The organism is Chitinophaga pinensis, assembly GCF_007896845.1.
Classification (GTDB): Bacteria; Bacteroidota; Bacteroidia; order Chitinophagales; family Chitinophagaceae; genus Chitinophaga; species Chitinophaga pinensis_C.
In genome coordinates this window covers 44,340-58,156 of record NZ_VOHS01000003.1, presented here as the reverse complement: position 1 = coordinate 58,156, position 13,817 = coordinate 44,340, and the positions used below count along the sequence as shown (strand labels likewise).

At 49.1% G+C, this 13,817-nt stretch carries 3 protein-coding genes and 1 pseudogene; all 4 read right to left on the bottom strand.

The window, feature by feature from the left end:
• Positions 1-65: 65 nt before the first annotated feature.
• Positions 66-3,212 carry a gliding motility-associated C-terminal domain-containing protein gene (locus FEF09_RS34670; RefSeq protein WP_409994845.1) on the bottom strand — a complete coding sequence of 1,049 codons (3,147 nt, stop codon included), beginning with the start codon at positions 3,210-3,212 and terminating at the stop codon, positions 66-68.
• Positions 3,207-4,477, bottom strand: a pseudogene (locus FEF09_RS34665) (hypothetical protein); the annotation flags it as partial. The pseudogene FEF09_RS34665 and the gene FEF09_RS34670, both read right to left, overlap by 6 nt.
• Before the next feature lie 41 nt (positions 4,478-4,518).
• Positions 4,519-5,637: a hypothetical protein gene (locus tag FEF09_RS03690; protein WP_146303856.1), complete on the bottom strand. Its 1,119-nt coding sequence runs from the start codon at positions 5,635-5,637 to the stop codon at positions 4,519-4,521.
• A complete protein-coding gene (locus FEF09_RS03685) occupies positions 5,634-13,196 on the bottom strand; it encodes a hypothetical protein (RefSeq protein ID WP_146303855.1) in 7,563 nt (2,520 codons plus the stop codon). Before FEF09_RS03685 ends, FEF09_RS03690 begins: the two co-directional genes overlap by 4 nt.
• Between the last annotated feature and the right edge of the window lie 621 nt (positions 13,197-13,817).

The following is a 13,817-nucleotide window of genomic DNA, read 5'->3' as shown; positions in this document are numbered from 1 at the left end:
TTTTGACTTTTTAAGGAATGGCCGGGATAGGGGACTACCCCGGCCTTATGTAGTTTCTAACCCGTTTAGCGTACGATTGTGACGGTTCCTTTCATGTTAACAACTGAACCATCCTGCAGTGTAGCGCGGAGCACCCAGATATATACACCTACCGGTTGCTGGCGACCGCCCATTGTTCCATCCCATCCGGTACGCTGATCTTTTGTCTCAAAGATCTGCTGACCAAACTGGTTGTAGTATCTCACCACCACATTGGCAATTGTGTTGCCATATACATAGTGTACATCGTTGAAACCATCACCGTTTGGCGTGAAGATGTTTGGTACAAAGATTTTGTTACCCTGTGGATTCTCAGCTGTGCCGGTCACCGCTGCAGAGAGTGCGCTGGTTTCACAATCAGCATTACCCAATGCTCTTACACGTATAGTTACTGACTGAGTAGGTGTCAGACCCGATACAACGTGTGTGAGGCCTGCGGCACCGGAGCTTGGAACGATATAAGTAGTACCATTATCAAGTGTTACTTCATAAGCGACTGCACCTGGAACAGCTGACCACTGGAAGGTCACTTGTGTTGGTGTTGTTTCGCTGACAGTTACCACCGGAGCATCCAGCGCTTCAAGGATATTCACCTGTACCGCTATTCTGCTGCTGCTGGTACAACCACCAGCGGTTACCACTTCCACATAATAGGTAGTGTTCTGATTCAGGGCTGGTGTCGTAAATGCAGCTGTTGTCGCTACTGCTGTACCTCCTGTTGCCGTTGTATACCAGCGGAAGCTTGCATTTGGTGTTGTTGAAGCCGCAGTAAGCGTTGCGGTAGCTCCCGGACAGATACCAGCCTCATTGCCGGTTACGGTAGCGTTATTGGCCGGCGCACCCACATTTACATTGACTGTAGTACGAGTAGCGCTTGCACAACCGGAAGCATTCAGTGCTTCCACATAATATGTGACGTTTGCATTAATTGGAGGTGTTGTAAATGTGCTGCCTGTGCCAGCCGCTGTGCCTCCTGTCGGAGTAGTATACCAGCGATAGGTGAGGGCTGCATTTGGATTCTGTACGCTCAGCATAGCTGTCTGACCCTGACAGGCTGTTACACTCGCACTGGCCACTACAGGAGAAGCAGGCGTAGTATTTACAGTTACCTGTACAATTGTACGGCTCTGGCTTACACAACCACCGGAAGAAGCTTCCACATAGTAAGTCATGCTTGAATTCAGCTGCGGAGTGGTGAACTCAGCGCCGGTGAAACCGGCAGTACCACCTACAGCAGCTTCGTACCATTTATAGCTGATACCAGGCTGTGGATTCTTCACAGAAAGCAGTGCAGAAGTACCAGCACAGATAGTCGCTCCATCTGCCAGCGGCGGATCAATTGTATTCACTATTGTGACTGTCACACCTTTTCTTGCCTGACTGCTACAACCTGAACCATTCAGTGCTTCCACATAGAAGGTCGTGTTGCTGTTCAGTGCCGCTGTGGTATACTCAGGGCCGGTAGCCAGCAGGTTACCGTTTGCCGGAGCATCATACCAGCGATAGGTAAGTGCTGCATCCGGATTGAGCACATTGAGGGTAGCAGTACCACCTACACAGGTCACTACATTAGCAGTAGCTACATCTGGTGTCGGTGCGGCTGCATCTACCACGATGCTTGCAGTCGCGCGGCTTGCACTGATACAGGTAGCACCTGAAGCAGCCTGCACATAGTAGCTGACATTTGCAGTTACAGCTGTAACGGTGAACGTAGTGCCTGTGAAGACAAGCGTGCCACCATTTGAAGCATCAAACCACTGGTAATCAACACCTGCCTGTGGACTCTGTACGGAGAATGTCGCATCCTGACCCGCACATACTCTTACACTGGCGGCAGTCAGTACCGGAACATCAGGAGACTGACCTACAGTCACTGTAGCGGCCACTCTTGTACTTGTACCAGCACACTGGCTGTTGGTGCTTACAGCTTCTACATAGTAGGTAGTGCTTGCATTCAGGTTTGGTGTTACGAATTCAGGACCACTGAATACAGCTGTACCACCTGTTGCTGTTGTGTACCAGTTATAGGTTACACCTGTTGTAGAAGAGGTAACACGCAGTCTTGCGGTACCGCCTGTACAAGTGTTTACATTATTAGATTCAAGGGTCGGAGCAGGCGGAACACTGGATACTGTGACATTCACAGCAGCTCTTGTTGCACTGTTACAGTTACCATTGCTGGCTTCTACATAGAATGTAGTAGCTGTATTGATCACCGGTGTAGTGAAGGTGCTGCCTGTACCTGCAAGCGTACCACCTGTAGCAGCAGTATACCAGTTGTAGGTCAGTGCTGCATCCGGATTCTGTACAGTCAGATCAACTGTTGTACCCGGACATGTATTGACTGTTGAAGCAGTTACCGGTGTAGCCGGAGCCTGTGTTACTGTAATCGTTGCAGTTGCACGTGCGCCTGTATTCACACAACCACCTGCATTCACTGCCTGTACGTAGTAGCTCGCATTAGCTGTTACACCTGTCACAGTGAAGGCGTTGCCGGTAAAGACAAGCGTACCACCTGTTGCTGCATTGAACCATTGGTAATCGACACCTGCCTGTGGATTCTGTACAGAAAGGCTCACATCCTGACCTGCACAGATACCTACGTTTGCAGCCGTCAGTACCGGAGTTGAAGGATTCTGGTTAACAGTTACCGTAACAGCTATTCTTGCGCTGGTACCTGCACACTGGCTGTTGGTGCTGACAGCCTGTACATAGTAAGTAGTACTTGCGGTCAGATTTGGCGTTACAAATTCAGGGCCACTGAATGCAGGCGTGCCACCTGTTGCAGTAGTGTACCAGTTATAAGTTACACCTGTTGTACTTGATGTCACACGCAGTGTTGCAGTACCACCAGTACAGATGTTTACATTATTGGATTCGAGGGTCGGAACAGGCGGAGCACTGGACAAGGTCACGTTCACAGCTGCTCTTGTCGCGCTGCTACAGTTACCATTGGTAGCCTCAACATAATAAGTAGTTGCGGCATTGATAACCGGTGTAGTGAAAGTACTTCCTGTACCTGCCAATGTACCACCAGTAGCTGCTGTGTACCAGTTATAGGTAAGTGACGGATTTGGATTCTGTACGGCCAGGTCAATAGTAGTACCCGGACAAGCTGTCACATCTGAAGCTGTTACCGGTGTAGCCGGAGCTTGTGTAACATTGATCGCCACAGCTACGCGGGCGCCTGCATTCGCACAACCATTCGCATTCACTGCCTGTACATAGTAGGTTACATTGCTGTTTACTGCATATACTACAAATACAGGTCCGGTAGATACTAGCGTACCGCCGGTCGGAGCGTCATAGAACTGGTAAGCCAGGTCATCCTGTGGATTCTGTATGAATATGATCGTATTCTGACCTGCACATACATCTATATTATTGCTTACTACGGCAGGTGTACCAGGTCTTGGCACTACAGTCACTGTAGCAGCTACTCTTGCACCTGAAGCGCCACAGCCGGAAGCAGTATTCACCGCCTCTACATAGTATACGGTCGTAGCTGTCAGCGGCGCTGTAGTGAACTCAGGGCCGGAGAATACCGGGTACCACCTGTGGCCACAGTATACCAGTTATAAGTAATACCCGTGGTCAGGGAAGTTACACGCAAAGTTGCAGCTGCACCTGTACATACAGAGAGATTGGCAGATTCCAGAGTAGGAGTCGGTGCCGGATCACTTACGATCACACTCACTCTTGCTCTTACGGCACTGCTACAGTTTCCACTGGTAGCTTCCACATAGTAGTCAGTATCTGCATTAATAACTGGTGTTATAAATGTTGCGCCTGTACCCACTGCTGTACCACCGGTAGCGGTAGTATACCAACGATAGGTGAAGCTATTATTTGGTGTTTGTACAGCGAGTGTTGCAGTGGTGCCACGGCAGATATTTACCGCAGTACTGGTCACTGTTGGTGTACCCGGAGCAGGTGTTACCACCACGCTTGCTTTCGCACGGGCACCTGTGCTGATACAACCATTGCTGTTCACCGCCTGTACATAGTAATCTACACTGGCGGTTGCTGCTCTTACCACGAAGGTCGGACCGGTAGCTACCAATGTACCGCCAGTAGCGGCATCATACCATTGGTAAGTCAGATTCGCCTGTGGATTCAGGATTGCCAGAGTTGCATCCTGACCAGCACAAACCTGCACACTTGCCGTCTGCAATACAGGTGTACCCGGATTCAGGGCCACACTTGCAGTAGCAGCGACTCTTGCACTGGCTGAACCACACTGTGATGCATTATTGATGGCTTCCACATAGTAAACTGTAGTTGCTGTGAGTGCACCTGTAGTGAAGGTAGCACCTGTTGATACCGGAGTACCGCCAGTGAGCGCTGTATACCATCTGTAAGTCACACCTGCAGCCGGAGAGACTACGCTGAAGGTAGCAGTACCGCCTGAACAGATATCAACATTCGATGCTTCCAGTACTGGTGTCGGAGCAGCAGCACCTACGCTTACGGTTGCCCTTACTCTTGAAGAAAGTACGCAGGAACCATTGCCAGTTCTACATAGAATGCAGTATCTGCATTCAGTGCATTGGTAACATATGTTGTACCTGTAAAGAGTAATGTACCACCTGTTGGTGCACTATACCAACGGGTCTGGATATTCTGACCCGTTACAGTTGCCGTCAGGGTGGCCTGCTGACCAGCACAGATCGTTGCATTGGTGACAGTCGGTGTTACCAGACCTGGCACCACACTTACAGTGACAGATACTCTGTTCGGATTTGCGCAACTATTGCTGGTACGTACGCTCTGTACATAATAAGTAGTAGTCGCCGTCAGTTGCGGTGTAGTGAAGCTTCCGCCATCACCTACTTTCGCGCCGCCTACTGGTTGTGTATACCATTCCAGTGAAGAAACAGCGCTACCCGTTGCTGTCAGTGTCGCTGTATTACCGCTACAGATCGTAACGTTACGAACTGCAACAGCAGGAGCGGATACCTGTCTTGTAGCATAGTAGACATTAGCTTTCACCAGTGCGGCAATGATACCGGCTCTCAGGCGTACCTGCACACGGTCATAAGTGCCACCCGGTGCAAATGCAACCGTGAATTTGCTGGTGCCTGTCAGCAGACGAACACTTACAGCACTATTATTCAACAGGATCGCATCATTATTTGCAGTTGCACCATTGAAGCTGGATACTTCCAGAGAACTCAGCAGACCAGCATCCACTACCTGCGCAGGCAGTTCCATGACGATGCGTACGCTATCGCCAGCTGCTGCTGCATCCGGGAAGATGAGGCTTTGCTGTACGCTACCGCTGCCGGCAGCCAATGGTACAGAAAGTATGGAGAAGTTATTAACATCAGCATCTGTTGTATTCGCTGCATCCTGTACGGAGCAGAGTACACACACGGCTGTTGTACTGTTTGTTTGTGCATTTGCGAAATCACACGCTGTATTTGGCGCAACTGTCACAGTCAGCGGTACTGCTGTACGCTGGCTCGGACAGCTACCTGCGCCAGCCACCGCTTCTACATAATAAGTGATATTGCTGGTCAGTGCCGGCGTAGTGAATGAAGCACCTGTTGCAACCGGACTACCGCCTGTCGCCACAGTATACCATGCGTAAGTCACACCGGTGTTGTGGAGCTGGCAGTCAGTACTGCTGTCTGACCAGATATTACCTGACCATTAGCTGGTGCGGTTGTCACAGTCGGAGCGGCAGGAACTGTATTTACAGTAACAGTAGTTGCTGTTCTGGATGCACTTGAGCAAGTACCTGTTACAGCTCTACATAAAGTAGTAGTAGCTGTCAGTACTGGTGTCTGGAACGAAGCGCCTTCAAATATAAGTGTACCGCCTGTCGCCACAGTATACCAACGGAATATTACACCTGGCGTTGCAGATGTAGCGACCAGCTGTGTGCTGTTATTAGCACAGATGGTTGCGCTGGTTGGTGTTACCACCGGAACTGCTGGTTGATCGATCACATTGGCAGTTACCCTTGTACGGGTGGTGTTGCCACAACCAGTCGCATTAGATGCTTCGATATAGTATACAGTCGTCGCTGTCAGCGCCGGTGTAGTATAAGATGTACCTGTGAAGAAGGCTGTACCTCCTGTCAAAACAGTATACCAGCGATAGGTAATACCGGCAACAGGTTTCACATTGAAGGTAGCTGTACTGCCACTGCAGATAGTCAGTGCTGTCGTATCCAGTACCGGTGCATCCGGAACAGGATCAACAATAGCCGTTACCGGCACACGTTGCAGATTCGGACAATTCAGACTTGTCTTCACAGCCTCCACATAATAAGTGGTGTTCGCTGTCAGGGCAGGTGTCTGATAAGCCGTACCGGTGAAGATAGATGTACCACCTGTTGCAGTAGTATACCAACGGAAGGATACATTCGCCGGACCACTCGCAGTCAGGTTTGCGCGATTACCTGCACAGATCGTATCTCCCTGTACTACAGGCAGACCTACCACGCGGCTGGCGAAGTTCACGCTTACTGCACTCAGAGCAGTCGCTACACCTGAATTCAGACGTACCACAATCCTGTCAAACAGTGCTTTCGGCTTGAAGCCTACCAGTGCCTGCTGGCTGCCACTCAACAGGGCCACTTTCACCAGCGGACTATTCAGCGCCACAAAGTCGTTATTGGAGGTAGCACCGTTATAAGAACCTATTTCAACAGTGGAGAGCAGACCGATATCAGCCAGTGAACCATCAAAAGACAAACCAATAACGGTGCTGTCATTCAGTTCACTGATCTGTGGGAATACCAGTGATTGCTGTACATAACCGTTCAGCAGTCCAAGTACCACATGTAACGTAGATTTAGTAGCCGTGCTGTTATCTACTGCCAGTGCAGGATTTTCAACAAAGCAACCCACACATACGCCATTGGAAGTATGCTGTTCACTGGTAGCGGCATCACAAGGAATATCGTTGCCGCCCGGTACTACTGTAGCCGTCACAGATACTCTCGGACCACTGCTACAACCGCCTGTATTCATGGCTGCAACAGAGAAAGTAGTTGTAGCTGTCAGCGGACCAGTATTGAATACAGCACCAGTGTAGATAGAATCACCTGCAGCGTTATACCATTTATAGATCACATTCGTACCGGTCGCGAATGCGGTAAAAATCGCACCCTGACCAACGCTCACTGTTGTATTCAGTGGAGTCACTGTAAGGTTGACAGGAGCAGGGCTCACCGTAACAGGGACTCTGGTTCTTGTAGTACTCTTACAACCATTGTTGTCAGCTTCAACATAGAACGCGGTATCAGCAGTCAGCGTATTAGTAGTATAATTTGCAGTCGAAGACAATAATGTGCCACCAGTTGGTGCTGTGTACCAACGGAAGGTAGCACCGGCAGGAGCTGTTGCCAGCAGGGATGCAGGACTACCTGTACAAATTGTTCTGCCGGCAGCTGTCGGAGCAGCAGGTGTAGCTCCTACATTTACTCTTACTGGCACCCTTGTCGGATTGGCACAACCAAAGCGACCTGCTTCTACATAATAAGTAGCAGAAGCGGTCAATACACCGGTGGTATAGGTAGGTCCAACCTGTACAGCTGTGCCGCCGACAGCGGTAGTGTACCATGCAAGATCAGCACCATTCGCAGTAGTCGCATTCAGTGTTGCCGTGCTGCCACTACATACATCTACACTGGCAACAGTTACTACTGGACGAGGCGTCACTACTGCCGCGAAATATACTTTCACACTTGTCAATGCAGCCAGCACACCATTGATGCTGACCATCACACCGTTGAAGGCTTTGGATACCGGCAGTGTTACGCGGAATTTATTACCTGTATTCAACAGGTTGAGATGTACTAAAGTATTATTCAGGAATACGGCATCTGCATTTGGCGTACTACCATTATAAGTTTCCAGTCTGATACCTCCCAGCAATGCAGCATCTGCCAGCTGACCCGGAATTTCCAGATCCAGAGTTACACTGTCACCGGCAGGGTAGCTGTTGTCAAACTGTAACAGCTGACCAACATACCCTAATGCACTAACAGTAGCAGTGATAGTAGAGGCAGAATTGGAATTCTCATCCACAGCCAATGCCGGATCTGCTACAGAACACAGCAGACATACGCCAGAGATGACAGGGCTCACCTGTTGTCTGGCATAGCTACATGGCGTTGGCTCTGTAGGCAGATTGATATCCACCTGTACTCTTGTACGTGCTGAGCTGGTACAATTGTTAGACGGATCTTTTACCTCTACATAGTATACTGTAGCCGCTGAAAGCGCCGGTGTTGTAAAGGTGGATGAATTACTTCGTACCACATTGCCACCTGCAGGAGCGTCATACCAGGTATACTGATAAGCCGGATTCGGACTGGTAACAGTGAAAGTGGCTGTCTGACCAGCATTGATAGTTCTCACCGTTGGTGAAACCAGTGGCTGAGGCAGACCAACAATCACATATACTGGTTTTCTTACAGGATTCACACATCCCGTAGAAGAAATTGACTCAACATAATAAATCGCGTTGGTCATATCGCTGACCTGGAAGGTTGCGCCAGTGCCTAACACTGTGCCACCCGCAGGCTGATTATACCAACGGAAGGTCGCTCCCGGACCGGTAGCGCGTAATGTACCTGTAGTACCTTGACAGATATAAACCGTGTCTTTTTCAACAGTCGGTGTACCTGCGTAGATCTGTGCAGAATACACCTTCAGGGCAGTCAATGCTGTAGCCAGTCCATTGAGTTTGATGTTTACCCTGTCGAAAGCTGCTCCCGGAGCAAAGGAGTAAATCAGATCTCTGTTACCGTTCAACAGTTGCAGATTCAGCGTAGCTGAATTCAGGGTCACCTGATCAGGATTTAATGTACCACCATTAGAAGAAGAGATCTGGATACCTGCCAATACGTTCAGGTCAGCCAGTCCGGTGGTGAAACCAAGTTTAATACGGATGCTGTCACCTTTCACACCCGGAGCCGGGAAGATCAGGGACTGCTGGATATTAGCTCCCACACCAAGGATAGTGTGGATAATAGAAGCCGTCTGAGAACTGTTATCTACCGCAGAATCCTGTTTTTCGACATAGCAGCCTACACAGATACCACTTGTAACACTTTGCTGGCTGGTAGCGCCACCACAGTCGATATCACCAGGATTAACCGGTCCACCATCACCATTCAGGGTGATAGATACCGGTGTACGTAAACTACGACAGTTCGTATTACCCTGTGCTACCGCTTCCGCATAGTAGGTCACATTACCTGTAACCGGAGGAACGGTGAACTGGTTGCCTACAAATACCGGTGTGCCACCTGTTGGTGTACTATACCAGTTATATTGATAAGCAGGATTTGGAGAAACGATATTGAAAGTCGGGGTAGTACCTTTTTCTACAGAAGCGGAAGATGGTGTTACGGTTACCCCCGGCAGACCAGTTTTAATCTGAACAGGCGTACGTCTTTCGCTGCCGCAGCTGTCAGCGCCGGCCGCTTCCACAAAATAAGTAGTGTCTTTGGTGATAGCAGGCGTTACGAAAGTAGCGCCATAGCCAACAGGAGAGCCCCCTGTATAAGCTGTATACCAACGATAGGTATAACCAGCTGGAGCAATAGCGCTCAAGGTAGCCGGACTACCGGTACATACATATGCTGTAGCGACAGCTGGTTGCACGATAGGCGTTACTACCTGTGCGTAATAAAGATTCAGTGAAGTCAATGCACCAACTACTGCATTCACCCTTATTTCAATTCTGTCAAAATCTTTGTTAGCCACAAAAGTGTAGGCATTCTGTTGAACGCCATTGAGCAGACGGATCGTCAGCAGCGGACTGGAAAGACCAGCCATCTCTGCATCTGCTGGTCTTGCACCGTTGCCAAGACCCACACCGATACCACTGATCACACCGAGATCCAGCAGACCAGTTGTACTACCGAGACCAATACGTACGGAATCACCGGCTTTCCCTTTGAAAGGAAATACCACATCCTGATAAGCATAACCAAGTGCTCCAACCCCCAGACGGATGGTTGATGCAGTACTGGTACTGTTATCTACTGCCAACGCAGGGTTTTGTGTGCCACAAAGCAGACAGGCTAAACCACCTGTACCACTGCTTTGAGTCGTTGCGCCACTACAACTCAGCGGGCCATTACCAGTAGCACCATTTACATCCACTTCCACAGCGGTTCTCGTAATACTGATCAGACCATCAGTTGGAGAAACGGCTTCTACATAGTAAGTTTTATCCTGAAACAGAGGAGGCGTTGTCAGACTATTGCCAGTATGAATAGGAGATCCTCCTTCTTTGGTTTCATACCAGTTAAAGATCACTCCGGGAATGCTGGGTAGAGATGCATTCAGGGTTGCAGTTTGTCCTGCGGTGATAGTCGCAGGACTTGGTGTTATAGTTACAGGCGTCATTGCAATAGCTTCATAGATATACAGACTATTGTCAACCGCCAGCAGGCTGCTGATATCAACCTGTGCTGCGTCAAACGTTTTAGATACCGGTATCGCTACGCGGAATTTATTAATACCTGCTGTTGTTTGCAGGAGGTTTGCTTTTAAAAGCGGATTGTTTAATGACTGCGGATCATTATTGCTGACATTATTCAAAGAGGTAGTCACCCGAATGCTACCCAGCACAGAGGCATCCGCCAGAAAATCTGCTTTGCTACCGAGGATCAGAATGATACTATCACCACTGTGATAGATACCCGGAAAGTTGATCTTCTGTCCTACGGTTGAGGCAATGCCCAATGGTAATGACAATCTGGAAGCTGTTGTTGAGTCTCCGTCAGCTGCAAATGCAGGATCTGTAATGGCACATAGCGCGCAGGCAACTCCACCGGTAATAGGGCCTGTCTGACCAGTACCATATGTCCACAATGGGCCTGTACCACCACCGATGGTTACCGGTACGGCAGTTCTTACCAGACTGGCTGTACCTGCAGGATCTTCCGCTTCAACATAATATGTTGTATTGCGGATCAGTGCCGGTGATGTAAAGGCGCCGGAACCGCTGAAAACAGGAGAGCCGCCGTTAGGCGTTGTATACCAGTTGTAAGTCGGATTAGAGATCCGGATAGAAGGAGTTAATGTAACACCGGTATTGTATGGTGTTCTTGCAGGATTGGGCAACACTGATACCGGGATCATAGCTGCTACTTCGTATAATTTCAGTGAGCCTGAGACCCCTACCAGTCCACCAAAATCAACCTGCACACCATCGAAGGTTTTAGTAGCCGGTATGGTTACACGGAATTTGCGGGCATTATTCAATCCAGTGCCCAGCAGCTGGAGTTTTACGGTCGGTGCATCCAGCGTCACGGCGTCGTTATTAGAGACCGCCGGACCTGCGATGCTATTATTGAAGGTAGTAACTCTTACTTTGGGCAACACGACAGCTGCCAGATTCTCGGTTGGTGCCTCCAGAAAGAGCACGATGCTATCGCCTGCCTGATATACACCCGGTAATTTTACCAGCTGGCCTACATAGGCAGCCAGTCCTAAAGGAACGGTCAATGTGGATGCCGTTGCGGTATCACCATCAGCTGCCGCTTCCGGTGTTCCGATCGCACAAGTCGCACAGGCGACACCACTGGTGAAAGGACCATCCTCTTCCTGACCATAGCTCCAGATCGTACCAGGCCCACCTGCTACTTTCACGGTTACGGGCGTGCGTACATAGCTGCTTAGATTATCCGCAGCACTGTAAGCTTCTGCATAATAGGTAGTAGTACGGTTCAGCAGGGGGGTAGGGAAACTATTGCCGGTAGCAACAGGTGTGCCGCCGGTAGGTGTAGTGTACCATCTGTATACAGGACTTGCGATACGGGCATCAGTAGTTGCGGAAAGCGTTACACTGCTGCCGGCTGTGATCAGCGGAGCAGCAGGACTTACTTTTACGGGTATAGTAGCTGCCGCTTCATAAATACGCAAAGAACCAAACGCAGTAAATGCGGTGGTCAGACTCACCTGAGCGGCATCGAAATCTTTAGTTACAGGGATTGTCAGGCGCACTTTAGGTGAAGTACCCAGTCCGAGACCCAGTACATTAACACCAACGGTAGTAGCGCCCAGATTAATTACGTCATTGTTGGCGACATCATTATTAAATGTCTGTATCTGAATGGCAGACAGGGCGCCGAGAGAAACGATCTGCCCGGGAATATCCACGTCCAGTACAATGACATCACCGGCTTTATAGTCGCCCGGGAATTTTAAGAGTTGTCCGACAGAAGTCAGCGCACCTACCGGCAGTTGCAGCATGGAAGCTGTGGTGGTGTCGGCATCGACTGCTGCAGCTGGATTATCTACATAACATAGTGCACAGGCAACACCTCCTGTTACGGGGCTTACCTGCTGATCAGCATATGTCCAGATAGGACCCACGCCGCCGCTCACACGTACTGTAACAGGTGTACGTACAGGGCTCACCAATCCATCCAGTGGATTGGTGGCAGCTACATAATAGGTAGTACTGCGTTTCAGCGGAGGAGTAGTAAAACCGGCGCCATTAAAAACGGGAGAACCACCATCAGGAGTGGTATACCATGCGTAGGTGGCGCCAGGAATTCTGATAGTGGGAGAGAAGGTAACAGTAGCGCCGGAAGTGATAGCGGGGCTAGCCGGACTGACGGTTACGGGAATAAATGCGGCGGCTTCATATACACGTAGAGAAGTAAAGGTGCTGACCAGCGTTGATAAACTGATCTGTACTTCATCAAAAGCATGTGTAACAGGCGCCGTTACCCTGAATTTCGGCGTAGAACCAAGACCGAGACCCAATAAATCGAGGCGGATCTGAGAGCTATTCAGTGGGGTAGCATCATTATTAGAAATACCTCCGTTAAAGGAGGTTACAGTAAGCGCAGAAAGTAATTGCTGGGAGTAGATCTGATCAGGTATTTCAAGGTCAAAGGCCACCTGATCGCCTACCTGATAACCGCCATTGAATTTTAGTTTTAATCCAACCCCTCCGACAGCGCCTACTGGCAGTACAAGTGTTGCTGCAGTATTGGGATTGGCATCAATAGCATTGGCCCCATCGTCCACACGGCAGAGTGCACAGGCAACGCCGAATGTAACGAAGGACTGACTGCCCGCGTAGCTCCATAGTGGCCCATCGGCAGCGCCGGCATTACGCCAGGCATTAGGTAATAACGGTGCATAGGGGTGATGCAATAGGTAATTGTCCAACCTAGCGATTGCGCCATCTTTAAGGACGGCTTTAGTTACAGGGAGCTTCTTATAGGAAGCCTTACCCACCGGTAACCCAACCAGCCAGACCAGGCAAAAGAAAATAAGAATAAAAGCTCTTAACGGGCTTTTAGGAGTAGCTTTGAAATGCATAGCAATCAATTGGTTCGGGTTATAAAGCGTGTATGTTTTTCACAGTTTGAAATACAATTTCTCGTACCACGGATTCTGGTCATTAAACTCTTTATAGGCAGGCTATGAAACTTGGGGATAAGATAAGGGAGCTACCAAGGCTGATTTAACAAATACATGAAACACGTAGGTGGTCCTTATACAGTTGTTTTTGTTAAAAAAATGTAAAACAACAAAGCGAAAGTATGTAGGGGCTACGATTTAAAGGAGGTTCTTTTTATTCAGTATAGAAAAATCTGTTCATTTCGTTCATTCATTGATTTATGAACGTTCATTTTTATTCAACAGCTTCCAGTAATTGAAAATATTACTATAATAAGGGGGTTATCAGATGGGAAAGAAGTTCATTATCAAACGATAGGTCCGGCAAAAAATTGCCTGTTATGACTACTCATTATTTTTACCGGGGTAGTCCTTCCTACCTGAGCC